The organism is Trueperella bernardiae (genome assembly GCF_001469025.1).
Taxonomy (GTDB): domain Bacteria; phylum Actinomycetota; class Actinomycetes; order Actinomycetales; family Actinomycetaceae; genus Trueperella; species Trueperella bernardiae.
The window spans coordinates 248,668-272,672 of the sequence record NZ_LNIZ01000002.1 but is presented as its reverse complement, the minus strand read 5'-3'; the positions used below and the strand labels follow the sequence as shown (position 1 = coordinate 272,672).

At 66.1% G+C, this 24,005-nt stretch carries 26 protein-coding genes and 1 tRNA gene; 7 read left to right on the top strand and 20 right to left on the bottom strand.

The window, feature by feature from the left end:
- Positions 1 to 124 precede the first annotated feature (124 nt).
- The 5 genes from ispF to AQZ59_RS03190 form a co-directional block, all read right to left on the bottom strand.
- The gene (gene ispF, locus AQZ59_RS03210; RefSeq protein ID WP_062613080.1) at positions 125 to 592 is read right to left on the bottom strand and encodes a 2-C-methyl-D-erythritol 2,4-cyclodiphosphate synthase; all 468 of its coding nucleotides are present in this window, start codon (positions 590 to 592) and stop codon (positions 125 to 127) included.
- 1 nt (position 593) lies between these two features.
- The gene (locus tag AQZ59_RS03205; RefSeq protein ID WP_070445775.1) at positions 594 to 1,355 is read right to left on the bottom strand and encodes an IspD/TarI family cytidylyltransferase; all 762 of its coding nucleotides are present in this window, start codon (positions 1,353 to 1,355) and stop codon (positions 594 to 596) included.
- Complete coding sequence (locus tag AQZ59_RS03200; RefSeq protein ID WP_062613078.1) at positions 1,355 to 1,891, bottom strand: CarD family transcriptional regulator; 537 nt, start codon at positions 1,889 to 1,891, stop codon at positions 1,355 to 1,357. Before AQZ59_RS03200 ends, AQZ59_RS03205 begins: the two co-directional genes overlap by 1 nt.
- Before the next feature lie 90 nt (positions 1,892 to 1,981).
- Positions 1,982 to 2,680: a response regulator transcription factor gene (locus AQZ59_RS03195; protein WP_062613076.1), complete on the bottom strand. Its 699-nt coding sequence runs from the start codon at positions 2,678 to 2,680 to the stop codon at positions 1,982 to 1,984.
- Positions 2,677 to 3,846 carry a sensor histidine kinase gene (locus tag AQZ59_RS03190; protein ID WP_062613075.1) on the bottom strand — a complete coding sequence of 390 codons (1,170 nt, stop codon included), beginning with the start codon at positions 3,844 to 3,846 and terminating at the stop codon, positions 2,677 to 2,679. The genes AQZ59_RS03195 and AQZ59_RS03190 overlap by 4 nt, the downstream gene beginning before the upstream one ends.
- A gap of 188 nt (positions 3,847 to 4,034) precedes the next feature.
- Here AQZ59_RS03190 and phoU point away from each other — a divergent pair, with 188 nt between their 5' ends.
- Entirely contained in the window at positions 4,035 to 4,709 is a 675-nt protein-coding gene (gene phoU / locus AQZ59_RS03185; protein WP_062613074.1) for a phosphate signaling complex protein PhoU, read from the top strand.
- A gap of 347 nt (positions 4,710 to 5,056) precedes the next feature.
- A complete protein-coding gene (locus tag AQZ59_RS03180; RefSeq protein WP_152994710.1) occupies positions 5,057 to 6,085 on the top strand; it encodes a hypothetical protein in 1,029 nt (342 codons plus the stop codon).
- 137 nt (positions 6,086 to 6,222) lie between these two features.
- On the opposite strand, the gene AQZ59_RS03175 is transcribed toward AQZ59_RS03180, so the two are convergent.
- Positions 6,223 to 6,963, bottom strand: coding sequence for a phosphoglyceromutase (locus AQZ59_RS03175; RefSeq protein ID WP_062613072.1), 741 nt, complete (start codon positions 6,961 to 6,963; stop codon positions 6,223 to 6,225).
- Between the two features lie 68 nt (positions 6,964 to 7,031).
- Positions 7,032 to 8,084, bottom strand: coding sequence for an FMN-binding negative transcriptional regulator (locus AQZ59_RS03170; RefSeq protein WP_062613071.1), 1,053 nt, complete (start codon positions 8,082 to 8,084; stop codon positions 7,032 to 7,034).
- Positions 8,085 to 8,174: 90 nt separating this feature from the next.
- On the opposite strand from AQZ59_RS03170, the gene AQZ59_RS09790 reads away from it, so the two are divergent.
- Positions 8,175 to 8,297 carry a hypothetical protein gene (locus tag AQZ59_RS09790; RefSeq protein WP_256359245.1) on the top strand — a complete coding sequence of 41 codons (123 nt, stop codon included), beginning with the start codon at positions 8,175 to 8,177 and terminating at the stop codon, positions 8,295 to 8,297.
- 50 nt (positions 8,298 to 8,347) lie between these two features.
- On the opposite strand, the gene AQZ59_RS03165 is transcribed toward AQZ59_RS09790, so the two are convergent.
- The 7 genes from AQZ59_RS03165 to AQZ59_RS09545 all read right to left on the bottom strand — a co-directional run bounded on the left by AQZ59_RS03165 (position 8,348) and on the right by AQZ59_RS09545 (position 15,440).
- Positions 8,348 to 8,420: transfer RNA gene (locus tag AQZ59_RS03165), tRNA-Thr, on the bottom strand.
- 63 nt (positions 8,421 to 8,483) lie between these two features.
- Positions 8,484 to 10,037: an alpha/beta hydrolase gene (locus AQZ59_RS03160; protein ID WP_148132186.1), complete on the bottom strand. Its 1,554-nt coding sequence runs from the start codon at positions 10,035 to 10,037 to the stop codon at positions 8,484 to 8,486.
- A gap of 134 nt (positions 10,038 to 10,171) precedes the next feature.
- Positions 10,172 to 11,356: a DNA polymerase III subunit delta' gene (locus AQZ59_RS03155; protein ID WP_062613066.1), complete on the bottom strand. Its 1,185-nt coding sequence runs from the start codon at positions 11,354 to 11,356 to the stop codon at positions 10,172 to 10,174.
- Positions 11,353 to 12,108 (bottom strand): dTMP kinase, encoded by a 756-nt coding sequence (tmk, locus tag AQZ59_RS03150; RefSeq protein WP_070808041.1) that lies wholly within the window; start codon positions 12,106 to 12,108, stop codon positions 11,353 to 11,355. Before tmk ends, AQZ59_RS03155 begins: the two co-directional genes overlap by 4 nt.
- A gap of 69 nt (positions 12,109 to 12,177) precedes the next feature.
- Positions 12,178 to 14,907: a type I DNA topoisomerase gene (gene topA / locus AQZ59_RS03145; protein WP_062613063.1), complete on the bottom strand. Its 2,730-nt coding sequence runs from the start codon at positions 14,905 to 14,907 to the stop codon at positions 12,178 to 12,180.
- A 49-nt stretch (positions 14,908 to 14,956) separates the two neighbouring features.
- A complete protein-coding gene (locus AQZ59_RS03140) occupies positions 14,957 to 15,217 on the bottom strand; it encodes a hypothetical protein (protein ID WP_062613060.1) in 261 nt (86 codons plus the stop codon).
- 46 nt (positions 15,218 to 15,263) lie between these two features.
- Positions 15,264 to 15,440 (bottom strand): hypothetical protein, encoded by a 177-nt coding sequence (locus tag AQZ59_RS09545; RefSeq protein WP_160326862.1) that lies wholly within the window; start codon positions 15,438 to 15,440, stop codon positions 15,264 to 15,266.
- 47 nt (positions 15,441 to 15,487) lie between these two features.
- On the opposite strand from AQZ59_RS09545, the gene AQZ59_RS03135 reads away from it, so the two are divergent.
- On the top strand, positions 15,488 to 15,835 hold the full coding sequence (locus tag AQZ59_RS03135; protein ID WP_062613058.1) for a hypothetical protein: 348 nt from the start codon (positions 15,488 to 15,490) through the stop codon (positions 15,833 to 15,835).
- Between the two features lie 15 nt (positions 15,836 to 15,850).
- Here AQZ59_RS03135 and AQZ59_RS03130 read toward each other — a convergent pair whose 3' ends face one another.
- From AQZ59_RS03130 to AQZ59_RS03120, 3 genes are read right to left on the bottom strand one after another with little or no spacing between them, the layout of a single operon-like run.
- Complete coding sequence (locus tag AQZ59_RS03130) at positions 15,851 to 16,492, bottom strand: ABC transporter ATP-binding protein (RefSeq protein WP_062613056.1); 642 nt, start codon at positions 16,490 to 16,492, stop codon at positions 15,851 to 15,853.
- 8 nt (positions 16,493 to 16,500) lie between these two features.
- Complete coding sequence (locus tag AQZ59_RS03125; RefSeq protein WP_201783142.1) at positions 16,501 to 17,787, bottom strand: FtsX-like permease family protein; 1,287 nt, start codon at positions 17,785 to 17,787, stop codon at positions 16,501 to 16,503.
- A gap of 59 nt (positions 17,788 to 17,846) precedes the next feature.
- Entirely contained in the window at positions 17,847 to 19,133 is a 1,287-nt protein-coding gene (locus AQZ59_RS03120; protein ID WP_236698647.1) for an ABC transporter permease, read from the bottom strand.
- A gap of 512 nt (positions 19,134 to 19,645) precedes the next feature.
- On the opposite strand from AQZ59_RS03120, the gene AQZ59_RS03115 reads away from it, so the two are divergent.
- The 3 genes from AQZ59_RS03115 (at position 19,646) to AQZ59_RS03105 (ending at position 22,975) form a co-directional block, all read left to right on the top strand.
- Entirely contained in the window at positions 19,646 to 20,233 is a 588-nt protein-coding gene (locus AQZ59_RS03115; RefSeq protein WP_062613050.1) for a DUF2975 domain-containing protein, read from the top strand.
- Positions 20,223 to 20,441, top strand: coding sequence for a helix-turn-helix domain-containing protein (locus AQZ59_RS03110; RefSeq protein WP_062613048.1), 219 nt, complete (start codon positions 20,223 to 20,225; stop codon positions 20,439 to 20,441). Before AQZ59_RS03115 ends, AQZ59_RS03110 begins: the two co-directional genes overlap by 11 nt.
- A 161-nt stretch (positions 20,442 to 20,602) precedes the next feature.
- On the top strand, positions 20,603 to 22,975 hold the full coding sequence (locus AQZ59_RS03105) for a DEAD/DEAH box helicase (RefSeq protein WP_062613047.1): 2,373 nt from the start codon (positions 20,603 to 20,605) through the stop codon (positions 22,973 to 22,975).
- Here AQZ59_RS03105 and AQZ59_RS03100 read toward each other — a convergent pair.
- The 3 genes from AQZ59_RS03100 to AQZ59_RS08970 form a co-directional block, all read right to left on the bottom strand.
- Entirely contained in the window at positions 22,941 to 23,294 is a 354-nt protein-coding gene (locus tag AQZ59_RS03100) for an Rv3654c family TadE-like protein (protein WP_062613045.1), read from the bottom strand. The two genes, AQZ59_RS03105 and AQZ59_RS03100, sit on opposite strands and share 35 nt — an antisense overlap.
- Positions 23,287 to 23,637 carry a TadE family protein gene (locus tag AQZ59_RS03095; RefSeq protein WP_062613043.1) on the bottom strand — a complete coding sequence of 117 codons (351 nt, stop codon included), beginning with the start codon at positions 23,635 to 23,637 and terminating at the stop codon, positions 23,287 to 23,289. Before AQZ59_RS03095 ends, AQZ59_RS03100 begins: the two co-directional genes overlap by 8 nt.
- Positions 23,638 to 23,790: 153 nt before the next feature.
- Positions 23,791 to 23,967 carry a DUF4244 domain-containing protein gene (locus AQZ59_RS08970; RefSeq protein ID WP_068539055.1) on the bottom strand — a complete coding sequence of 59 codons (177 nt, stop codon included), beginning with the start codon at positions 23,965 to 23,967 and terminating at the stop codon, positions 23,791 to 23,793.
- Positions 23,968 to 24,005 lie beyond the last annotated feature (38 nt).

Here is a 24,005-nt window from a genome sequence, read left to right as displayed (position 1 = left end):
GCCAACTAGTGAATCTGAGAGCTCTCATCGCCAAAACCGGCCTTCCCGGCCTCAAACTCATCTGTTCGCTACGGCTTCACCACTGCCTACCCCGGCTCCCAGCTGCCCGCCACCAGTGGGCCGTCTAGACCCTGCTCACCAGCGCCGTGGCGATCGCCGCCAGCCCCTCGCCGCGCCCGGTGAAGCCCATCCGGTCGGACGTCGTGGCCGACACCGCCACCGGCACCCCCACCACCGCGCTCATCGCGGCCTCCGCCTCGGCCTTCCGCGGCGCGAACCTCGGCCGCTGCCCGATGATCTGCACCGAGATGTTCTCCACCTGCCAGCCCGCCTCGCGCACCAGCCGCACCGACTCCGCCAGCAGAGCCTCGCCCGACGCCCCCGCCCACTCCGGGCGGTCCGTCCCAAACACGGTCCCCAGCTCGCCAACTCCGCTCGCCATCAAGATCGCATCACAGGCTGCGTGCGCCGCGACGTCCGCGTCCGAGTGCCCCTCCAGCCCCCGCTCACCGTCCCAGCGCAGGCACGCCAAAAACAGCGGTCGCTCCTCCTCGGTAAACCGGTGGGCATCAAAGGCCGTGGCCACGCGCATGTTAGCGCCCCCTCTTCTCCAGCAACATCTCCGCCACCGCCAAATCCCAGGCCGTCGTCACCTTCATTGCCTCCGGCGAGCCCTCCACGAGCACCACCTCGTGCCCCATGGCCTCCACCAGCGCCGCGTCGTCCGGCGCCGCGCTCAGCTCGTCCGCCCCGCGCTCCCGCCCGGCCCGGTGCGCCTCCCGCACCAGCTCCGTGCGAAAACCCTGCGGCGTCTGCATCGCCCGCAACCGCGAGCGCTCAAGGGTCGCCACCACCGGCTCGACGACGACGCCGCTCCCAGCCGCGTCCCCACCTCCGGCCGCCTCCGGCCCGACCACGCCAGCCCGCCGGTCCCCGACCTCCTTGATCGTGTCAGTCACCGGCAGCGCCGGCACCACGGCGTCATACCCCGCCTCCAACGCGACGCGCACACGGTCAATGACAGCCACGGGCGTCAGCGCCCGTGCGGCGTCGTGAATAAGCACAAAATCGCTGGTCACGGCCGCGAGCCCGTTCGCCACGGACCCCTGCCGCGTCACCCCGCCGACCACCAGCCGCGCGCTCACCCCGCCCGCGGCGAGCGCCTTGTCAAACTCCTCGCGCACCGCATTGCCGGCCGGGATGGTGACAACGACGTCGTCCACGCCCGCCGCGTTCATCCCGCGGATCGCGTGCACCAACAACGGCACGCCGCCAAGCGGCACCAACGCCTTGGGCATGTTGGCGCCAAGCCGCGTGCCCGAGCCGGCGCCCGCGATGACGGCGGCGATCGACATTAGTCCGCTGACTCAGCCGACTCCGGCGTGGCAGCCGTGGCCGCCGACTCCGCGTCGATCCCCATCACTTCATCAAGCAAAACTTCGGCCTCTTCATCCGAGATGTCGCGGGCAAGCGCCACCTCAGACCCCAGGATCGCGCGGGCCTGCGCCAGCATGCGTTTCTCCCCCGCCGACAGGCCACGGTCCACATTCCGACGCGACAAATCGCGCACGACCTCAGCCACCTTGTTCACGTCACCCGACGTCAGCTTCTCACCATTGGCCTTGTACCGGCGCGACCAGTTCGCAGGCTCCTCCACGTCCGTCTCACGCAACACATCAAACACGCGTTCCAGCTGCGCCTCATTCGACACATCGCGCACGCCCACCTGCTCCAGCGCCTCCTGCGGAACCTGAATGATCAGATCGCCCTGAAGGATCCGCAGCGTCAGATACGTGCGGGTCTCACCACGCATCGTCTTCTCTGAGATTTCCTCAATGTAAGCCGCACCGTGGTGCGGGTAAACGACGGTTTCGCCAACTTTGAAGCTCACTGGGGGATCACTCTTCTCTCAATCGATGTCCCCCTATTCTACCATTGCACTTTGCCCGCTCGAGCCCCCAAAGTTTCGCCGAAAAGAAAACTACTGCGCCTCCGGGTTCGACACCAGCTTGTAGCCCAAACCCCGCACCGTCACCAGCGCCTGCGGCCTGGCCGGCTCCACCTCAATCTTCGAGCGGATGCGCTTAACGTGAACGTCCAACGTCTTCGAATCGCCAATGTAGGCCATGCCCCAGACCCGGTCGAGGATCTGCCCGCGGGTCAGCACCCGATCCGGGTTCTCCATGAACAGCTCCAGCAACTCGAACTCGCGCAGCGGCATCGGGATCGGCTCCCCCGCCACACGGACCACATGCGCATCCAGGTCCATCTCGATCCGGCCCACCGTCAGCAACTCCGACGACTCCTCGCGCGCCGGCGCATCCGCCATGCGACGCAGGATCGCGTGCATGCGCGCCACCAACTCCCGGTACGAATAGGGCTTGGTCACGTAATCGTCCGCGCCGATCTCCAGGCCCACCACCTTGTCGATCTCCGCGTCCTTCGCCGTGACCATAATGATCGGCACCTGGGACTGGGCCCGGATCCGCCGGCACACCTCATTCCCCGACAGGCCCGGCAACATGAGGTCAAGCAGCACCAGGTCGATCTCCTCGGAGAACTTCTCTACCGCGGCCAGCCCGTCCGCCGCCGTCTCCACCTCAAAGCCGTCGCGTAACAGGTTAAATTCGAGCATGTCCCGATAGGTGGGCTCATCCTCCACCACAAGAATCCGCGTCATCTCGCGCCCTTCATGTCCACCACCACCTGGCCCTGCGCGCCTTCCGGCACGTAGGCCTCGGGCAGAATCATGGTGAACGTCGAACCCTGCCCCTTCTGACTCCACACCTTGACACGCCCGCCATGCTCGGCCACCACGTGCTTCACTATGGACAACCCTAGTCCGGTTCCACCCGTTTCGCGCGAGCGCGCCCGATCCCCCCGGTAAAAGCGCTCAAAAATCCGTTCACGGCTGCCCTCCGGGATGCCCTCGCCCTGGTCAATCACAGAAATGTGGACCTCCCCGGACTCCGCGCTCACCGCCACCGACACCTGCCCAAAATGGCGCGAGTACCGCACGGCGTTATCGAGAAGGTTCCGCACCGCCGTCGTGAGCAACGCCCGATCGCCATACACCTGCAGGTCCGGCGTGCCACCCGACACGAGCCGCACGTCCCGCGACTCCGCCTCCACCCGCACCCGGTCCAGGGCCTCGGCGACGACGCTGTCAACCTCCACGAACTCCGAATCCGCCAGCGCATTCGCATCCTGGAGGCGCGACAGCTGGATGATCTCCTGCACCAACTGGGACAGGCGCTCAGCCTCCTTCGTCAGCTGCGCCGAAAACCGCCGCACGTGCTCCGGTTCATCCGCCACCTTAGTCAACGTCTCCGACAGCAGCCCAATCGCCCCCACCGGGGTCTTCAACTCATGCGACACATTCGCCACGAAATCCCGCCGCGTCTCCTCCAAACGACGCTTTTCCGTGTTGTCCTCAAACAAAATCAGCACCTTGTCACCCGAAATCGGAGTGGCCAGCACCGACAGGCGCAACTCCGGCGCATCCTCATCCAAGCGCGGCAGCCGCAAATCCAACGCCGACACCTCCCCTGCCGCACGCGCCTCCGCCGCCAAATTCCGCAACTCCTTGCGCAACTGTCCATTCCCGACCAGCCCGTATGCGTAAGTGATCGACGAAGCCCGCACCACGGCGTCGTCAACATCAATGATGATATGCGACTGCGGCAACGCCGCCAGCACCGCCATTACATCCGAATCATCCACGACAGGCGACGGAACCTCCGCATTCCCGAGGAGCCGCTGCGAAATCTCATAGGCCGCAACCGCCACCACAACCACAAGGATGCCAAGGAAAAACCCCAGCCCGAAACCGAAACCGTCTGCCATGACTCCAAGCGTAAACCATCCCACCGACACTCTTGCCCCAACACCCAAGCTTCCTCTCACCCGTCAATTCCCGTTAACCTTCGCGGTAAACTGTGTTCACCTGAACATGGTGGAATCTCCAAAGGGAGCGAAGCCGCGCCCCTCCACCCGCTCGGGTCACTCAACCGCGGCACACAAAAGGAGTACCGTTGCGCGAACAATTCCGTCAGCAGATGCAAGAACTGTCTGACACCCTCGTCTTGCAAGCAAAGGCCGCCGCGAAAGCCATGAATGGTGCCGCCGCTTCCCTCACGGACGCCAACCTCGCCCTCGCCGAGCGAGTCATCGACGCCGACCACTCCATCGACATGCTCGAGCGCAACATCGACGACATGGGCATCTCCCTGCTCGCCCGTCAGGCCCCGGTCGCCGGCGACCTGCGCACCGTCGTCTCCGCCCTGCGCCTGTCCGCCACCCTCGAGCGCATGGGCGACCTCGCCCGCCACGTCGCCTACGTCGCACGCGGCCGCTTCCCGCAGGCCGTGGTCAAGGGCGAAGTGCAACAGCTCTTCGAGAAGATGGCCACCAAGGCCGCCGAGGTGGGCAACCTCGTGGCGAAACTCGTCGAGACCCAGGACCTCTCCATCGCCGCCCAGATCATCGCCGACGACGACGTCCTCGATGACTTCCACTCCCGCACCTTCGACTACGTCCTCGACGATTCGCTCGACCTCACCCGCCAGGAGATCGTGGACATCATCCTGCTCGGCCGCTACCTTGAGCGGTTCGGCGACCACGGCGTGTCCGTGGCGCACCGCATGCGCTTCCTCGTGACCGGCATGGCGCTGGACGACGAGGAGATGGCCCAGATCGAGGAGTTCTAGGCCCGGCTGGCCAGCTGCCCGGGCTCGAGGGCCGGTTCAGCGCCGGTTCGCCCGCGTGCAGGCCCGGCTCAGCGCCCCGCCGCTGGGTCACCTCGCAAATGCTGTACTAAACCGCAAGATGCGGCACTAAATAACGGTAAAGTAGTGCCGCATCTTGCGGTTTAGTGCCGCATCTGTGGATCGGACCGCGCTCGACAGCCTCGGACACCCACCCCATCCACACGAACCCGTCGCAAAACCTGTCCACAGGCGCGCGATGTGCCGACCCTATCCACATATGGGGGTTGGGCAGCATTCGTCGTCGTCGGAAAACAATATGCTCATGGGCAAACAGGGAAAGGACACCCATGAGCACGCGCCCCCGCCTCGTCTCGCAGCCCACGCCGAACACAGACATTGGGTTGCCCTCGTGGCTCAAGAATGCAGAGGTGCGCTTCTTGCGGATCCGCCAGCAGGGCGTACGGCTCGGCGACCTTCACACCGATGATCACCGCGAGCTTGGCCGGCATGCCACCGCTCACCGTTGGCATCGGCCTTTCCCCGGCTATGTTTGCCCCAGCCCAGATCCGGAAGCCCAGGCGTACGAGCGCGAGCGGACGGCAGCCCTCCACCTCATCGACTACGTCGACCGCCGGCGCACAGACCGAGCGCGCTCCAAACACGTGGCACTGGCCGGGCAGTCCGCCGCGATGTTGCTCGGGTTACCGCTGGTCCACGGGCATCCCAGCTACGTTGTTCGGCAAGTGGGGCCCGCGAGCTCTTCAGGACGCACGGCCAACACCCGCACCTTTCGCTCTCCCGCCGAGCCGGAGACGGTGGAGGTGGCGGGAATTGTGGTGTCGGCGCCGGCGCAGGTGGTGGTTGACCTGGCACGTTTCGCCACGGTGGAGGATGCACTGGCCTGCGCAAACTTCGTCCTCCACCGCGAGCTCGCAACCCGCGAGCAAATCGAAACGATCGCAGGGCAGCTACAACGGGTCAAAGGGGTGGGGAACATTCGGCGGGTGCTACGGCTGATGGATGGAAGGATTGAGTCGGTGGGCGAATCGCTGACGCTGTTGCGCCTGGACGATTTCTCCCTCCTTCCGGTCAAGCCGCAAGTGTGGGTGCAGTTGCGGGATCGGACGTACCGGCTCGACTTCCTCGACCTCGCCCGCAAGATCGCCTACGAATTCGACGGCAGGGCGAAGATGTTCACACCTTCCATGCTCAAGGACGGCGACGTCCGCGCCGCCATCAGCCACGAAACCGACCGCGACCGCCATCTACGCGCGATCGGCATCGATCCGCTTCACTTGGTGTGGAGCGATGTGAAAACCCGGGAGGGGTTCGAGAACTGGCTCGCGGATGCCCGCGCGCGTGGCGTGAGGATCTAGCGTCGTCGCTACACCCGACCGGACACACTGCGCCTAGATGCAGGGGGGGAGAACAGAGGGCGCGGGCAAAAGGGCGGGTGGCCTGGGCCGGCTTCTGCCGTGCTCAGGCCACCCGTGCACACCAGGTTGTGGACCTGCTACTTGCCCTGGTTGGCCACGGCCTCGATGGCGGCCTTGGCGGCCTCCGGGTCGAGGTAGGTGCCGCCCTTCTTGACGGGCTTGAGAGTCTCCTCGTCGAGCTCGTAGTAGAGCGGGATGCCGGTGGGGATGTTGAGGCCGGAGATATCCTCGTCGGAGATCTCATCGAGCATCTTGACGATGGCGCGTAGCGAGTTGCCGTGGGCGGCAATCATCACGGTCTTGCCCGTCTTCAGATCGGGGACGATGGCTTCCTCCCAGTAGGGGAGCAGGCGGGCGATGACGTCCTTGAGGCACTCGGACAGCGGGATCGGTTCGCCGGCGTAGCGCGGGTCCGAATCCTGGGAGTACTCGGAACCGACCTCGATCTCCGGCGGGGCGACATCGAACGAGCGCCGCCACTCCATGAACTTCTCATCCCCGTACTCGTCGCGAATTTCCTTCTTGTTCTTGCCCTGCAGGGCGCCGTAGTGGCGCTCGTTGAGGCGCCAGTTGCGGTGGACAGGAATCCAGTGGCGGTCGGCCGCGTCGAGTGCGAGGTTCGCGGTCATGATCGCGCGGCGCAGCAGCGACGTGTGGAGGATGTCGGGCAGCACACCCGCATCGGTGAGGAGCGTGCCGGCGTGGCTCGCCTCCTTCACGCCCTTCTCCGACAGCGGCACGTCAACCCAGCCGGTGAAGAGGTTCTTTGCGTTCCATTCGCTCTCGCCGTGGCGAACGAGCACCAACTTGTACACCATATTGTTCCTTCTCTTGGAGAGGTTACGCGTTTTCGCGCATCCCTTTCATTCTATCGTTTTGCGGGCCCCTATTTGTGGGACTCCTCGCGTGGGAGCTGTTCCCATCGCACGCCCAGGTCGGTACTGGCGATGAGATTCGCGAACGCGTCCTCGGCTGCGGCCGAGATCCCGTCCGCCACGTCTTCCCCGGCGGAGACCAGATCCAGCCCGACGGCTCCCGCGTGCTCGCATTCGACGACGCCGCCCTTCACGGCCCATCCTCCACGGCCCGGCATCCCGCCATCCTGGGGAAGCCCGGCGAGCCACTCCTCGGCAGCAGCCCTCGCGTTCGTCTCCGCCCCGTCGGTCAACACCAGTCGCAGCACGGCCGGCGTGCCGTCATTATGCGGGGGTTCTTCCCACAGCCAGCCGTAGTCAACCACGTACCGCCGCGGATCCTCCTTCTTATCCCACGCGATCGGCAGCTTGCGCGCGCCTTCCACCCGGCCTTCCCGCTCCTTCGCCCAGGGGATGGCGATTTCCTCCATGAGGTCCGCCACCGGGCACGCCGACTCGTCGCGCTCCCGTAGGTGCCGCGCCGTTTCCGCGATCCCCTCCGCCGACAGGTTCTGGCTCAACTTCGCCTTCCCGATCACCTCGGCGACCTCCAGCTCCACGCCCACCATCGCCGCGAACGCCGCGTGCACGAGTTCATAGGACGTGTGCTGCCCCACCCGCCATTCACGCTCGAAGTGCTCCACCAGCGCGGTGAGATGAGCTTGCTTCCACGCCGTGTCGTCGTGAATCGAGAGCGAGCCCCTGAGGTGGACCGTGACGTAGTTGAGCGTGGGCACGGTGGGCAGCTTAGCGCCGGGGCGCTCGGCCGGGAGGTCCAGGCCCGACACGTGTGCGCTCGGCCCCTGGACGATCAGCATCGCCTCCCCCGCGTCCCGCCACTGCGGGTTGACCCGGTTCAGGTGGAACTGGGCCACCACCTTGCCCCCGCACTCCACAATATTGAACGGCAGATACGTGGCGTTGAGGCCCCCGGCCCCAACGGACACGAGCTGCCCCACGCCGATGCTCCCGGCAAACCCGAGGGCGGCGGCGCGATCCATGGCATGTTGCTGTGCGACGTACATGCCACCACTCTACAATCTCCCTCCGACAAATTTTCCCGACGCCGTCCGGCCCGGGCACAACGCCAGGCAGGGCGCCCCGGCTGCACCCTCATGAACCTGGAACTGATCCGCCACGGCTACCCGGCCATCACGATCGCCCTCGTCGCCGACCTCATCGGCCAGGAGGGAGTCCTCATCGCTGAGCTCCTCACCCGATCTTGCCCCGGTACGTAGAGCCGGACAAACAAAAGCCCGGCAACCACGAATGGTTGCCGGGCTAGCCGAGCCGCCTGAGAGAATCGAACTCTCGACCTTCTCATTACGAGTGAGACGCTCTGCCGACTGAGCTAAGGCGGCCTGCAGTTCAATTTATCGAACTGCTCCCCCGTTTACCAAATAGCCGGACGTGATCTATGCCGCCTATTCGGCCGGGCAGGTCAGCCCGTCCTCGGGGGCCTCGCCCGTGAGCAGATACTGATCGAGCGGCTGGGAGATGCACTCGCCCGCACGGCTGTAAGCCGTGTGCCCCTCGCCTTCCCAGGTCACGAACCGTGAATTTTCCAGGTTGTCGGCGAACGCCTTGCCCCACTCGTACGGGGTGGCCGGGTCGCCCGTCGTTCCAACTACCACGATCGGGTCCGACCCCGCCGCCACGAACGGCCCCAGCGACCCGTCCTCGCCGCCCGGCATGATCTGGCAGGCGTACTCGGAATAGCCCATCGCGGCGCCGAACACCGGGGAGATCTCCTTCAGCTCATCCGACATCCTGTCCCAGTCGGCCTCCGTGCCCTCCACGTGCGTGTCAGCGCAACTGATCGCGAAGTTCGCCTCGAACATGTTGTTGACGAACTTATCGCCCTCGCGGCCCATGTACTGGTCGAACAGGAGGGCGAAGATCGAGCCGTCGTCGTCGTGAATGAGGCTGTCAAAACCCGCGTCGAGCGCGAACCACAGCGAGTCGTCGTAGAGCGGGGTGATGATGCCGTAGAAAAAGCCCGTCTCGCCTAGCACCCGGCCCGAGCCGGCGGACACGGGCTTTTCCTTGATCTGGTCGGTCAGCTCGGCCAGCTTCGCCCAGCCCTCATCCACCGTGGCACCTAGCGCACACTTGCCGCCCTCCACACAGTGCTGCAGGTAGGCGTCAAACGCCTCGGTGAAGCCCACCACCTGGGCCTTCGCCTGGTCGAAGCTGGAGATCGAATCGTCCACCGCGCCGTCGAGGATCATGCGCCCCACGTTGCCCGGGAACAGCTCCGCATACATGCCGCCCAGGCTGGTGCCATACGAGAAACCCACGTAGTACAGCTTCGGATCGCCCACCACCTGGCGCAACACGTCCAAGTCTTTCGCGGCAGAGCGCGTGCCCACGAACTCCAACAAGTCCCCCGACTTATCCTTACACCCGGCCACGAGCTTCTCCGTGTCCACCTTGGCCTGCGCCTTGCCCTCGGGGGTGTCCGGGTAGGAGGTGTCGAGGTAGGCGGCCAGGTCGGCGTCGTCGAGGCAGTCAACCGGCGTCGACTCCCCCACCCCACGCGGGTCCGCACCCACGATGTCGAAGTTGGCCAGGATTTGGTCCGAGAAATAGAGATTCGCCTGGTCGACCATGTCCAGAGCCGACCCGCCCGGCCCACCCGGGTTGACGAACAGCGTGCCGATCGGATCACCCGTGGCCAGCATCTTCTTCATCGAGATCGTGATGGTCTTCCCGCCCGGGTTGTCGTAGTCGAGCGGCACGGTCGCCTCGGCGCACTCAAACCCGCTACCGCAGGCGCTCCACTCCACTTCCTGGTCGTAGAACTCCTCCAGGCCGGCCGGCGCCGCCGGCATCTCCGCCTGGATCGCCACCGCACCCGCAACGTTCGTGGGCTCCGGCGCAGGCGACGTTGACGGGCCAGCATTCTGACCACCGGACGAGCACGCCACGAGCAGGCTCGCCGCGGCACACAAGGACATCATCTGAAGCTTCTTCACACAGCCAATCTATCGCATGGCTCGCACCGCAGTCTTCGCCAACGGGCGCATTCGGGGGTTGCGGCCCCGCAAGCCCCGTTGTGGAAAACTTCTCGACGACGACGCCCGGCCCGCCCCACGCCGCTCGCCCGCGCCTACTGCCGCATCGCCGACAGCGCCGCCTCCATGAGCAGCTGCGGGGCCACGTTGGAGCGCAGGCGCTCGCGGGCCTCGCTCAGCGTGTCTATGCGGTACAGCGCCTCGGACGGGCCGATCCCCGCCGAGACCTTCTGGATCGCCTGCGCATAGTCGCCGTTAATGAGCGACACCTGGGCGCCCAGCTGCACGGCCACCACGTCACGGTAGAAGGAGATCATGTAGGTCAGCTCGCGGTCAATCATGTCGTGGAGCGTGCGCGTGGCGCGGCGCTTAGAATCGACGCTGGTCGCCTTCACCTGGCTCCGCACCGCCGCCGGCACCCGCGCTCCGGCCTCCAGGCCCAGTGCGGCGAGACGCTCAGCCTCCTCACGCTCCTCGGACTCCTTGTCCCGCTTCGTGTTGCTGACACCCATGAGTTCCGGGTCCACCAGCATCCACGCGGCCACGGCCGCATCCCCCACCCCGTGGATCGACGCCAGCGCGTCTAGGGTCTTCTTTCGCAGCCCCGCGGCCTCCGGGTCCGTGGCCAGCGCCTTCGCAACCCCAATGTGCGACTGCGCGGCCTGCGCCGCCACGAGCGCCGCCTCCGGCTCAACGCCCTCGCGCTCCACGAGCAGGCGCGCCACCTCGTCCACCGCCGGCGTCACCAGGTTGACGTTCCGACACCGGGAGCGGATCGTGGGCAGAACGTCGGCCACCGCCGCCGTACACAACAGCCAGACCGTGCGCGGGCCGGGCTCCTCAATCGCCTTGAGCAGGACGTTCGTGGTGCGCTCGACCATCCGGTCCGCGTCCTCAATGATGAACACCTTCCATGATCCACTCCCCGGCGCCTGATAAGAGCTAGCCACGTAGGCGCGCACCTCGTCGGCCTTGATTGTCACCAGGTCAGTCGACAACGAGCTCACATCCGGGTGCTGGCCCGCCATCACGGCCTTGCACTGGGAGCACTCCCCGCACCCCGGGGTAGGGCCCGTGCACTGGAGGGCGGCCGCGAACGCGCGAGCCGCGAGTGAGCGGCCCGACCCCGGCGGGCCCGTCATCAGCCAGGCGTGGCTCATCGCCGAGTTCCCCCGCGCCGAGCCAAATCCCGCACCCGCGATCTTCCGCGCCGCCTTAACGGCGCGCGTCAGGTCCGCCACCGCCTCCTGCTGTCCGACCAGCTCATCAAAGACGCTCACGCGCGCTCGCCTCCCGGCCCGCCAACGACGCCGTCCGCGCCCTCGTCGCCGCGCATGCCCCCAGCGCCGTCCGCCGTGGCTCCCGGCCTCTGCCGGCGTTCCTCGAACATCCCCACCACGACCTCGCGAATCTCCTCCGCCAAATCTTCCACCGGCCGACGGGCGTCTAACGTGTAAAACCTCTGCGGCTCGCGGGCGGCGAGCAGGCGGTACTGGGCGCGGACGGCGTCGTGAAACTCCTGGCCCGCGCGCTCGAGCCGGTCCAGTCCGGGGGACTCGCCGGCACCCGAGCCCTCACCCGCCGTTCCTCCAGCGCGCGCCGCGGCGCGCCGCGCGGCGTCCTCAGCGGGCAGGTCGAGCAGGAACGTCACATCGGGCAGCAACCCGCCCACAGCCCACAGCGACAGCTCACGCACCTCCTCAGTGCCCAGCTCCCGCGCCGCGCCCTGGTAGGCCACCGACGAATCCAAGTAGCGGTCGGTCACCACCACCGCCCCGCGCTCCAGCGCCGGGCGCACCTTCGACTGCACGTGATGCGAGCGGTCCGCCGCATACAGCAGCGCCTCCGCTCGCGGGCCCATGTCCTCCCCGTGCAACAGCAACTCACGGATCGCGTTGCCCATCTTCGTGCCGCCGGGCTCGCGCGTGACGACGACGTCGCGCCCCGTCTCCTCCAGCCAGGCTGCGAGCACGCGTACCTGCGTGGACTTACCGCTGCCGTCCCCGCCCTCGAAGGAAATGAACAGGCCCATCGCTTCCTACTTCCCGTCGACTACTTCCCGCCGCCATCATGAGCCGCGCCCAGCGCGGCCGCCAGCCGCCTACTTCTTCTTCGCTGCCGTCTTCTTCGCCGGTGCCTTCTTAGCCCCTGACTTGCTCACCGTCCGCCGCGTCTTATTGCGCGCCTTCGGCCCGCCCTGCTCGGCAATCTTCAGCCGGCGCTGAACCAGCAGCTCCTGGGCGCGCTCCGGGGTGATCTGGTTGATATCCTCCGAACGCGGCAGGGAGGCGTTGGTCTCCCCGTCGGTCACATACGGGCCGAAGCGCCCGTCCCTGAGCAGGATCTTTCCGCCCGACACCGGGTCAGTCCCCAGCTCTGCCAGCGGCGGGCGCGCCTGGCGCTGCCCGCGCACCTTCGGCTTGGAGAAGATCTCCTCCGCCTCCTCCAGCGTGATGGAGAAGATCTGGTCCTCGCTCTCCAACGACCGCGAGTCCGACCCGCGCTTCATGTACGGGCCGTACCGCCCGTTCGTGGCCACGATCATCTCCCCGTTCGACTCGCCCACCTCACGCGGCAAGGACAGCAGACGCAGCGCGTCGTCAATCGTCACCGTGTCCGGGCTCATCGAGGCGAACAGCGAGGCTGTCTTCGGCTTGGGCTTGACCTTCGATACCTTGCCCGTGGGCGTGTAGGCCACCGCGTCCTCCGGCAACACCTCCGACACGTAGGGCCCAAAGCGCCCGTCCTTGACCACGATCGAGTAGCCGGTGTCCGGATCCTTGCCCAGCTCCCGGTCCTCCTGCATCGCGGAGTCCAGCAGCTCCTTGGCCTTCTCGATCGTCAGCTCATCCGGCGTGACCTCCGGCGGGATGTTGGCCCGCCGCGTCACCGCGCCGTCCACGGTCTCCTCCAGGTAGGGCCCGTAGCGCCCCACGCGCACCGCCACCTGCTCCGACAAGTCGATCGTGTTGACCGCCCGGGCGTCAATATCGCCTAGCCCGTCCACCTGCCCGTGCAGACCGCCGCCAGCGCCACCACCAGCCGCGCCCTCGCCCGCGCCGCCCGTACCAAAGTAGAAGCCGCCTAGGTAGTCCACGCGGCTCTTGTGGCCTGCGGCGATGTCGTCCAGGTCGGATTCCATCTCCGCCGTGAAGTCGTAATCAATGAGCTCAGGCAGGTTGTCCTCCAGCAGGCGCACCACCGAGAACGCCGTCCACGTGGGCACCAACGCGCTGCCCTTCTTGTCCACGTACCCGCGGTCGATCACTGTGGAGATCGTGGAAGCGTACGTGGACGGGCGCCCGATTCCGCGTTCCTCCAGCGTTCGCACCAGCGAGGCCTCCGTGTAGCGCGGGGGTGGGGTGGTCTCATGGCCCTCGGCCGTGGCCTGCAGATTCGCCACCTCTTCGCCCTCGGCCAGGTCCGGCAGCCGCGCCTCCGACTCCTTGTCCTCATAGCGCTTCTTGTCCCGGCCCTCCTCGTACGCCGCGAGGAATCCGCGGAAGGTGATGATCGTTCCCGACGCCGCCAGCGTGGCTTCCTGCACGCCCCCGGCCTGCACGTCCACCACCAACCGCACCGACGCGGTGGAGCCCGTGGCATCCGCCATCTGGGAGGCGACCGTGCGCTTCCAGATCAGCTCGTACAGCTGAAACTCCCGCCCGCGCAGCTCGTTCGCCACCTGCTGGGGCGTGCGGAACGAATCGCCCGCCGGTCGGATCGCCTCATGCGCCTCCTGGGCGCCTTTCGCCTTCGACGTATAAAGCCGCGGCTTTTCCGGCAGGTAGTCCGCGCCGTACAGTTCCTGCACCTGGCGCCGCGCCGCCGAGATCGCCTCGGTGGACAGGTTGGTCGAATCCGTTCGCATGTAGGTGATAAAGCCGTTTTCGTACAGCGCCTGGGCCACCCGCATCGTGTCACGCGCCGAAAGGTGCAACTTGCGCGAGGCCTCCTGTTGCAGAGTGGAAGTGGTAAATGGCGCCGCCGGCCGCCTGCGGTACGGCTTCGTCTCCACCGAGGCCACGTACGCCGACGCCGCCTCGATCGCCTTCGCCACCTGCTCCGCCTGCTCGGCCGACAGCGTGGCCACGCCCGCCTTTTCCGACTTGGCGGTCAGCCAACCGTCGTCGCCAAAATCCTTGCCCGACGCGATCCGCACGCCGTCCACCGCATACAGCTTCGACTCGAACGGCTGGCCTCCTTTGTCATGGCTGACCGTCACGTCCCAGTACGAGGCCGGCACGAACTTCATACGCTCCCGCTCGCGCTCCACCACCAGGCGGGTGGTCACCGACTGCACGCGCCCCGCTGACAACCCCGGCGCCACCTTGCGCCACAGCAACGGCGAGACCTCATACCCCACCAGCCGGTCAAGGATGCGGCGCGTTTCCTGGGCATCCACCAGCTGTGTGTCGATATCACGGGTGTTATCCAGCGCGCGGGTGATCGCTTCCTTCGTGATCTCGTGGAAGACCATGCGCTTGACCGGCACCTTCGGCTTCAGCACCTCGAGCAGGTGCCACGCGATCGCCTCACCCTCGCGGTCCTCATCGGTTGCGAGGTAGAGCGTGTCGGCATCCTTGAGCGCTTTCTTCAGCTCGGCGACCTTCTTTTTCTTGTCCGCATTCACCACGTAATAGGGCTCAAAATCGTGCTCCACGTCCACGGCAAACTTGCCGAAACTGCCTTTCTTCATCTCGGCTGGCAGCTCCGATGGGCGCGGGAGGTCACGAATATGCCCAATGGACGCCTCGACCACGAAATCGGAACCCACATAGTTCCCGATCGTGCGCGCCTTGGCAGGAGACTCGACGATGACAAGCTTCGTCATTGATTCCTCTTTCTATTCGCCCCGCGGCGAGATTGAACGTAAACGCCGGCTAAAGCGCCACCGGCTCGACGAAAGTCAGCATACCCAACTGTTTGAGCTGAACAACTTTCGATATCAACTTTTCCACCAGCGTATCCGGCGCCTCCGACAATATTTCCGCCAGCGCGGACACGATCTGCGCCGTGGTCAGCTCCCCGTGCGCCACTGGCGCCAACCTCGCCAAGTCCTCCTGCCGCAGCCCGGCCCAGATCCGCTCCATGTACTTGTGCAGGTTCGGCAGGGCCATTCCGTGTAGCTCTTGCGCGATCACGACGCCGTCGCCCAGCCCACGGCCAGATATCCCATGCCGATGTGGGTCACCTTGCGCGCGCCGAAGTCCGCCAGCCACGCGCGGTACGAGAGGGCAGAGTCAGGGTGGCGTGGGTGAGCGCGCCGTCAAGCAGCCACATCTCGATGTAGGACGTGACGGGCAACAGCTCGCGCATGACGAGGTCAACGCCCAGCCCAGCGTCCCGATAGTCAAGCTTGCCCACGCCCTCCCGCGCGGCGGCCGGCGTGATAACGAACGGCGGGTTACCGGGTGTTTGTTGATGGCACCTTGGTTCGACACCTGATGTCCGGCGATGCGGAATTGGACGGGGGCGAACCTATTGTTGACAAGTCTCGTTTTGCGTTCGTGGAGGATGGTCAGGACGAATCATTGGCCGAGGTGGGTGGGGACCTGGTCATTCAAGAACTTCAGCGTCCCGTTGGGGCCGTAGGCCGGGACGACGATGCGTTCACCGTGCGCGCACGGCACTTTGCCTACACCCACCCCGCCCCTGACGGTGTCAGAACTGGGCCGACCAGCGCCCAGGCAGCAAACGCCTGGACCGACGATCTGCCGAAGAAGACTTCGTTCTTCGGCAGATCATTCGGAAAGAAGTAACCCCACCTCGCCCGTCTAGGCCTTTTTGTGCTCGACGAGTTTACGCTGTTCGAGGCGGAGGGTGATGTCGGCTGCTCGTGCCAGCTGCTTCGAGTGCGTGACCACGATGACGCATTTGCCCTGCTGGTGGGCTGCGTCCCGCAGAATCTCGATGACGCCTTCGGCGGTTTCCTCATCGAGGTTGCCGGTGGGCTCATCAGCCAGGATGACAGGAGCTGAGGAAACCAGGGCCCGTCCGATCGCCACTCGCTGCTGCTGACCACCGGACAGGGCCAGCACGTTGCGCTTTGCAGCGGCCGCGTCGATGCCCAACCGCGTGAGGTCGTCAATGCTGGCTTTGCGGTTGACCAGGCGCAGGTTCTCCAAGGGTGTCAGATAGTCGATGAGGTTGTAGTTCTGGAACACCAGCGCAATCTGGTCCTTGCGGTGACGGGTGTACCCGGTTTCGGCAATGTCGTCGCCGCCAAACCGGACAGTCCCCTGAGTGGGTGTATCCAGCCCAGCCAGCAGGTTCAACATGGTTGTTTTGCCCGCACCGGACGAGCCCACGATTGCGTAGAACGTTCCTTCTTCGAAGTCGTAGCTGACGTTGCTGAGCACCCGCTTGGCGCGGCTGGCATAGCTGAAGTTGACGTGATCAAGCTGCATGATGGCCATGATGTTTCCTAACTGAGTTTTGCAAGAATTCGTTTGGGGCGCTGCATGACGAGCGGCAGGACTCCCACGGACACTCCGAAGAGCACGATGACGGCGCCCAGCACCAACGCTAGGACAACATCACCGGCTCCGGTGCTTAGCTGAATCGACGACAGCGCCTCCCCGCCTACCTGCGCGAAGACGGCCTGTCCCAGCCGGGTGGAAAGAGCTGTGCCGACCACCGCGGCGATGACTGCGGCCGCACCGGCGAAAATGCCGGCTTCGATCGCAAACTGCGACAGCACATTGGCTTTGCTTTTGCCCAAGGACAGAAGGACGCCGATTTCGTAAGTACGGCCGCGCGCCCAGAAGGTGCTCACCAGTGCCAGCACACACGCACCGGCCACCCCCAGACCCAACAGCAGGATTCCCAGCAGTCGGTCCACCCCGGAAATCGCCTGGAGTACGGGTGCGAACTGTGCGGAATTGTCCTCCAGTGTCAGCTCGGGCGCTATGCGCCCAGCAGCCGCGAGCGTCTCCGGCAGCTGCTGTGCGTTCTGCGTGAAATAGCGGCCCGTGGTCAGGGGCGCGCCCAGCTTCTGCGCAGATGAAAGATCCACGAAAATGTGGTTCTCAGATGCCCCGGATGGCAGGCCCGTGGGGTTGTCGGTTTTGCCTTCGAGGATGCCGGCAACCGTGACCGTGACCTTCGCACCATCGCGGGTAAGCGTGAGCTTGTCGCCCACACCGAGTTTGTTCTGATCAGCGAACGCGCGGTGGATAATGGCCCGCGGCTCTCCAGCGCTGGACTTCGAATCTTCCTGCGAGCCCACGTGCTCCCCTTCGACAAGCCGGTACAGCTTGCCCTGAAAAGCCGGGCTGAGCGAAGAATCACTGGTTCCGGTCACGCTGACATCACCGGCGAATTTCGGGTCCAGCTGAATTCCACTGGTACCCAGTACCGGCTGCGCGCCTTCGGGCCGAGCCAAGGTTTCAGCTTCGAGACTGTGCCGCGCCACCTGGGGCAGGGCTGCCAGGCGCTCGGCCAGGTCACGATCAAGACCCGTGAAATCTCCCGAGGTGGAGCCCACCACAGGTGCCTCACCTGGGGTGGTCTCCACCTGGTCACCTTCCCGAGGTGCCGGGTCACCTTCCGAACCGGACTCCACCTCGCCAACGGTCTCCCCTGCCGACACGGTTGCCGTAAATCCGGCACCGACGTTGGTGTTGATGGCGTTTTTGACCTCGGCCATGGTGGAGCGCACACCGGATTGGGCGACGAGCGCGGTGCACACCACGGCCATGATGAGGATCATGGTCAGGGTGCGGCCGGGTTTGCGAGTAACGCAACGGATTGCGCGTGACCAGGGGCTGGTCATTTGGTGTCCGCCAGGATCGCACGGGGGCTCTTACGTAGCATGGGCACAGCTGTGATGGCAACGACCACGGCGATGACGACCGCGCAGATGATAACGGCTTGAACAACCGAAGCAGAGGTCAGTCCCACTGTCAGGTTTTCCAGTGTTTGGGCTGACGCGGAAGATTCCATGTCAGCACCGAACTGTCCGGCCTGCGCCATGTCCTGTGCTGCCGACTTGTTCACACTGGCCAGGGTGGTGTCGCCCATCCATTGGGCGAATCGGCCGGCGGCGAAGTAAGCGGCAATGAACGCCGGTACGGCGATCATGATCATTTCGGTGAAGTATTGTGCGGCGATGCTGGTTTTGGTCACGCCGATGGACAGCAGCGTGCCGGTTTCCCTGTTGCGTTCGCGCAGCCATAGGAACAGGACGAGAGCCACGATTGCAGCAGCAAAAATGGTGGCGGCAACGGTGGTGCTGCGCATGATGCTCTTGATGCCGTCAACAGCGCCGGTGATGCCCGAAAGGTACTGGGCTGCTGGGGAGATCTGATAGTTCTGCCAGTCGACGTCCTGCTGCTTGGCAGCTTGCGCGACCTTGTCGAGGTCGGCGTCTTTACTGATGAAGAAGTTCGCGTCCTGATAGATCTCAGTTTCTGGCGTGAACTCGTACAGCGCGCGCGTGGTATCAAGGTCAGTGAAGACGGTGTTGGCGAAAAGCTCATTGCGCGTTGCCGGCGGGCGGGGGTTGTCGCCGGATACGAGGCCCACGATTTCGGTTGTGACTTCTTCTGTGGACTGGCGTTCGTTGTCGACGTCGTACTTGTTGCCCTTCAGCGTAAGTTTGCTGCCCACGCTGAGGTTGTTGGCTTTGGCGAGATCCTCGTGGATGATGGCCTTGTTCTTGTCGTCGGGTGTCAGGTGGCGGCCCTGGGTGAGTTTCAGCGTGCCGCTGCGGAAGTTGTTGGCGATTTCGCTGTTGTTGACACCCCACACGTTGACGGCATTGCCGAACTGTTCTTCACGCTTTTTGTCATAGTCGGCGTGGTCGAGTTTCTGCACTTCCGCCCCCACGAGGTCAGCGGTCACGTTCTGGCGGGCCACGTACGATTCCACACCGTCCAGCCCCGCGAGTTTGTCGATGTCAGCAGCTTTGACGGTGCCGGCGCCTCGTGGTGTTCCGGGGTTATGTTGGGGGTTGTTCTCCAGGACGAAACCGCGGCCAGTCTTTGCTTCGATTTCATTGGACACGTGGTCTGCTGAGCGGGTGACCGCACTGGCGGACATAACCACGGTGGCCATGATGGCCAGAACAGCAAAGATGATGAGTGTTTTTACTGGCTTGCGTACACAGTAGCGCCAAGCTCTCCCTACGAACTTCAAAACGTCCCTTCCAAAATGACAGTGGCAAGCGCCCACGACCGGGTTGTGGTGCGTTGCCGAAAATATTCTGGACGGATACATTACCAGAGCCTCTAGGCTTGCCCGCTGGTTGCTGACGGTTCAGTTGTGCAGTTCACACTGTGATGCCCATCTCAGCGCGCAGTTCGTATTCGAGCGGGCTTTAACTAAAGAGGACATCGTCTTCCGCGGCCGGTGGCGGATTAGGAGCTGCGGGCGCGGCTCGCAGGGCGCGAGCCGGGCCTCGGGCGTCGTGAAGCGGATCCCCCCACGGGCGGAGGCGCGACCACGGTGCGTGCTGAGTTTGTTGAGGAGAAGGGCGGACCCCCCACGGGCGGAGGCGCGACCCTTGTCCGATGCCACACGCGAGTTTATTGTTAATCAATAACATCGATTAACGATAAGGAGTTGTCATGACCCGTTGGGAGAAGATCCTCCTCTGGGGCGCCGTGGCCATCATCTGGCTCGGCACGTGCCTGCTCGGTGCCGGCCTGCTCGACACCCTCGTCGCCCTGACCGTGGGCTCGCACCTGGGCGGCGCGCCCGCCAGCGCGTGCGACCTGCCCTACTTCTGCATGAACGGCGAATCAAGCGTGCCCACGAGCTGGGTTTCCTCCGCCACGATTGGGTGGACCGCGGCCTACGACGCCGTCGTCCTCCTCACGCTCGCCACCGCGCTTGTGCTCGGCACGGGGGTCATCCGCCGGATCAGCAAGGCCCAGGCCTTCGCGCGCGCCACGCTAGGCCGGATGGGCCTGGTGGCGGGGCTGCTCGTAGCCGGGGGCGTGATCGCCTACGTCCTGGGCGAGGCCTCCTCGACCCGCATATCCGAGGACTCCAGCGCCTTCCAACTCGCCACGAGCGGGGACGGCGCGACCATCGCCGCGGGGCCCGACACGCTCGGCCTCGCGCTCGTGTTCGCCGGCATCCTCGCCCTCGCGTTCTGGGCAGCATTCCGCCAGGGCGCAAGGATGCAGGAGGAGCTCGACTATGTCGTCTGAAAAGGATCACCGGATCGTCTGCACGCTCGATGCCGTGCTCGCCGCCCGCGGCATGACCCTCACCGAGCTCTCCGAACGCACCGGCCTGACCATGGCCAACCTCTCCATCCTTAAAACCGGCAAGGCGCGCGCCGTCCGCTTCACCACCCTCACCGCGATCTGCGAGGCGCTCGGCTGCCAGCCCGGCGACCTCTTCGCCATCGACTAAGGTGCCCTCTTCGGAGGAGCCCGCGGCGCGGCTGAGACCGGGCGGCGGGGCAGGCGTGCGCAAGGTGCGCACCGCGCGAGCCGCGCCCTTTCGGGAAACCGCGCTTCGGCCGTCGTGCGGGCGGGTCTGAATTTGTCGGAGCGGGGTGGCACACTGGCACCATGCTCCTCGATGTTGCCCGATCCTACGGCGCCGACCAGCTCACCGGCCACGTCGTCGTCCCGCCCCGCGCGCCCCGCTACGGCACGTGGGGTGAATGGGTTGCGCCGCAGGTGCGCGCCGCGCTTGCCCAGATCGGGGTGGAGCGGCCGTGGATCCACCAGGCCCAGGCTGCCGACTCCGCTCACAGCGGCCGCCACGTCGTGGTGGCAACGGGCACGGGGTCAGGCAAGTCGCTGGCCGCGTGGGTGCCCGTGCTGTCGGCGATCGCGGAAGGGCGCGCCACAACGTCGCTGGCTTCGGCGCGTTCCCGCCCCACCGCGCTCTACCTCGCGCCCACGAAGGCGCTCGGTGCCGACCAGGAGCAGGCGCTTTCGCGGCTCGCCGCCCTCGTGGACCGGCGGATCGGCGTGGCGAGCGTGGACGGCGACGCCGACGGCCCCACCCGCGCCTGGGCCCGTACCAGCGCCGACGTGGTCATCACCAACCCCGACTTCGCCCACTTCGGCCTGCTCGGCCGGCAGGAGATGTGGCAGCGGCTCTGGCGCGGCCTGGCCTACGTCGTGATTGACGAATTCCATTCCTATCGCGGCTCCTTCGCCTCCAACGTGGCGCTGGTGGTACGCCGGCTGCTGCGCGTGGCACGGCATTACGGCGCCGATCCCACGGTCGTGTTCCTCTCCGCCACCGCCTATGAGCCGGCCGTGTCCGCCCAGCGCTTCCTCGGGGAGGCCTTCGGGCAGGTCGTCGCTGTGGTCGACGACGGCTCACCCGCTGGCCAGCGCGACATCCTCACCCTCGCCTGCCGCGAGGTCGAGGACGCCCAGCCCGCCGCGATTGACGACGAGGGCAACATCGACGTCCGCCGCCGCTCCGCCAACACCGAGGCCGGCGAGCTCACCGCCACCCTCGTGGCCGCCGGCGCCCGGGTGCTCACCTTCGTGCGCTCCCGGCCGGGAACGGAGCGGGTGGCCGAGGTGTCGCGGGAGGTCCTCCACGAGCGGGCCTCCCACCTCGAGGGCACCGTGGCGGCCTACCGCGGCGGCTATCTACCCGAGGAACGCCGCGAACTGGAACGCCAGCTCCGCACGGGCGACCTGCGCGGGCTCGCCACCACCTCCGCGCTCGAGCTCGGGATTGACATCGCGGGCCTGGACGCCGTCGTCGTGACGGGGTGGCCCGGAACGCAGGCCTCCTTCCAGCAGCAGATCGGCCGGGCGGGCCGTGCCGGTGAGAACGGGCTGGCGGTCCTCATCGGGCGGGACAACCCGCTCGACCAGTACATCCTCAGCCACCCCGCGATCCTCGAGGCGAGCCCGGAGATGAGCGTCTTCGATCCCACCAACCCGTGGATCCTGCCCGGGCACCTGTGTGCGGCGGCCACCGAGGTCCCGCTCACGGAGGCGGACATGATGATCTTCTCCCTGCCCTCCACCGGGGTCTTCGAAGACCTCGAGCGCGCCGACCTACTTCGGCGCCGCCCGCGCGGCTGGTTCTGGAACCCGGCCTTGCACGTAAGCCCGCACGACATGGTTGACATCCGCGGCGGTGGCACCACCGTGTCGATCATCGACGCCGAATCGGGCGCCCTGCTTGGCACCGTGGACCAGGCGCGCGCCGACATCACCGTCCACCCCGGCGCAATCTATCTCCACCAGGGCGTGGCGTACATGGTGGAGAGCCTGGCCGACGACGTCGCGCTCGTCCACCGCCACCGCGAGGAGGAGATCCGCACCTTCGCCCGTGAGGAGACCTCCGTGGAGATCCTCTCCACCGACGCCGAGGTGCGCCTCCCCCACGGCACGTGGTGCCGCGGGCGGGTGGTGGTGCAGTCGCGGGTGGTGGGCTACGACGTGCGGCGGGTGGCCGACGGCCTGTACCTTGGCACCCACCCGCTGACCATGCCCATGCGGTCGTTGGAGACCACCGGAGTGTGGCTGACGATCGACGTCGAGGCGCTCACGTCGGCCAGGATCCGCACGGCCGACGTGCCCGGCACCTTGCACGCCGCCGAGCACACGATGATCGCATTGCTCCCACTGTTCGCCACGTGCAGCCGTTGGGACATCGGCGGCCTGTCCACCGCCGCCCACCCACAGACCGGCAAGCCCACCATCATCGTCCACGACGCAATGGCCGGCGGGGCCGGCTGCTCCGACCGCGGGTTCGACGCCGAGGCGGATTGGCTGCGCGCCACGCTCGACACCCTCGAATCCTGCGACTGCGCCCACGGCTGTCCGCGGTGCGTGCAGTCACCCAAGTGCGGGAACAACAACGAACCGCTCGATAAGCACGGGGCCACCGCCCTGCTGCGCTACCTGCTCGCCTCCTGGCCCAGCCCTACGGGCCGCGAGCCGGGCCCGCCACAGCGCTAGCCTCGTGGGCGCGGGTGATCCAGGCGAAGCGGGACTCGCGGCGGACCGTGACCCGCACGTTCCTCCCTTCTACCTCGCAGGTGATTGAGTAGCCGAGCACCAGCTCGCGGGCCCGCGCGCACGCGCCCTCCTGCGAGCTCGTATCCCGGTAGGTGATCGCGGCCGCGATGGCCGACAGGTCGGCGACGTTCTGTGCCTCCATGCGCTCGCCCGCCGCCGCGACCAACTGGAATAGGAGGGTGGCCAACGCCGCGAGCGCCACGATGATGCCCGCCGCGAGAGTCGTTGCGGAGCCCCGCTCCGCCCGGGCCCTAGCCATGGCTCCTCGGTTCGATGACGGCCCGGTGAGTGCCGCTGAAGTCGAGGTCAAACCAGGAGTAGAGGCCGCCGCCACGGCGGGTGACCGTCACCGTCACGACCTCCCCTTCCACGCCGAGCCGCACGTCCGCTCCCGTTGCCTTGGCCTGCTCAGCCAGGGTGGTGTTCCCGTGAAGGGAATACTCCCGGGCAATCTCCTTAGCCTCGTTGCCCACCTCCACCTGCTTCCAGCCCATCACCAGCATGGAGATGAGGGCCAGCGCCACGAGGATCATGGCCGGCGTGACGATGGCGAATTCCGCGGTGACCATCCCGCCCTCGGCCCGCACCCAGCCGACTGGCATGTCGCCCGCCGCACGCGTTGCCTCAGCCTGCCCAGCTGGCCCACCTCCCGGAGCACGCCCTGACCCAGCCCGCCGCTCGCTTCCGTTCACCTCGTTCCCTCCTTTCCCTATGACCGGGTTCGGCGGGTGGGGTTCGCCCCACCCGCCGAACGGCTAGGCGTACTTGAAAATGAGCCTGAAGATCGCCGCGATGCCCTCGCGGAACCAGTCCTGCTGGACCAGCCAGATCAAGATCCCCGCGATGGACGTGGTCGCTACCGTACCGACCGCGTACTCCGCCGACACCATGCCCGACTCAGCCTGCGGAGTCAGAAACTTCTTTGCCTTCATTGTTTTTCCTCTCTCGTGTTGGATGCCCCCGTGTGGGG

What these genes read in the sequence shown, in the direction of transcription:
- AQZ59_RS03175 (WP_062613072.1), bottom strand. Translation starts at nt 6,963, where the DNA reads ATGGTGTACAAGTTGGTGCTCGTTCGCCACGGCGAGAGCGAATGGAAC.
- tmk (WP_070808041.1), bottom strand. Translation starts at nt 12,108, where the DNA reads ATGGGCCTGTTCATTTCCTTCGAGGGCGGGGACGGCAGCGGTAAGTCC.
- AQZ59_RS03110 (WP_062613048.1), top strand. Translation starts at nt 20,223, where the DNA reads ATGTCGTCTGAAAAGGATCACCGGATCGTCTGCACGCTCGATGCCGTG.
- AQZ59_RS08970 (WP_068539055.1), bottom strand. Translation starts at nt 23,967, where the DNA reads ATGAAGGCAAAGAAGTTTCTGACTCCGCAGGCTGAGTCGGGCATGGTG.
- AQZ59_RS03105 (WP_062613047.1), top strand. Translation starts at nt 20,603, where the DNA reads ATGCTCCTCGATGTTGCCCGATCCTACGGCGCCGACCAGCTCACCGGC.
- AQZ59_RS03205 (WP_070445775.1), bottom strand. Translation starts at nt 1,355, where the DNA reads ATGTCGATCGCCGCCGTCATCGCGGGCGCCGGCTCGGGCACGCGGCTT.
- AQZ59_RS03190 (WP_062613075.1), bottom strand. Translation starts at nt 3,846, where the DNA reads ATGGCAGACGGTTTCGGTTTCGGGCTGGGGTTTTTCCTTGGCATCCTT.
- AQZ59_RS03180 (WP_152994710.1), top strand. Translation starts at nt 5,057, where the DNA reads ATGAGCACGCGCCCCCGCCTCGTCTCGCAGCCCACGCCGAACACAGAC.
- topA (WP_062613063.1), bottom strand. Translation starts at nt 14,907, where the DNA reads ATGACGAAGCTTGTCATCGTCGAGTCTCCTGCCAAGGCGCGCACGATC.
- ispF (WP_062613080.1), bottom strand. Translation starts at nt 592, where the DNA reads ATGCGCGTGGCCACGGCCTTTGATGCCCACCGGTTTACCGAGGAGGAG.
- AQZ59_RS03125 (WP_201783142.1), bottom strand. Translation starts at nt 17,787, where the DNA reads ATGATCCTCATCATGGCCGTGGTGTGCACCGCGCTCGTCGCCCAATCC.
- AQZ59_RS03100 (WP_062613045.1), bottom strand. Translation starts at nt 23,294, where the DNA reads ATGGCTAGGGCCCGGGCGGAGCGGGGCTCCGCAACGACTCTCGCGGCG.
- AQZ59_RS03120 (WP_236698647.1), bottom strand. Translation starts at nt 19,133, where the DNA reads ATGGCCACCGTGGTTATGTCCGCCAGTGCGGTCACCCGCTCAGCAGAC.
- AQZ59_RS09790 (WP_256359245.1), top strand. Translation starts at nt 8,175, where the DNA reads ATGAACCTGGAACTGATCCGCCACGGCTACCCGGCCATCACGATCGCC.
- AQZ59_RS03195 (WP_062613076.1), bottom strand. Translation starts at nt 2,680, where the DNA reads ATGACGCGGATTCTTGTGGTGGAGGATGAGCCCACCTATCGGGACATG.
- AQZ59_RS03095 (WP_062613043.1), bottom strand. Translation starts at nt 23,637, where the DNA reads ATGCCAGTCGGCTGGGTGCGGGCCGAGGGCGGGATGGTCACCGCGGAA.
- AQZ59_RS03130 (WP_062613056.1), bottom strand. Translation starts at nt 16,492, where the DNA reads ATGGCCATCATGCAGCTTGATCACGTCAACTTCAGCTATGCCAGCCGC.
- AQZ59_RS03170 (WP_062613071.1), bottom strand. Translation starts at nt 8,084, where the DNA reads ATGTACGTCGCACAGCAACATGCCATGGATCGCGCCGCCGCCCTCGGG.
- AQZ59_RS03115 (WP_062613050.1), top strand. Translation starts at nt 19,646, where the DNA reads ATGACCCGTTGGGAGAAGATCCTCCTCTGGGGCGCCGTGGCCATCATC.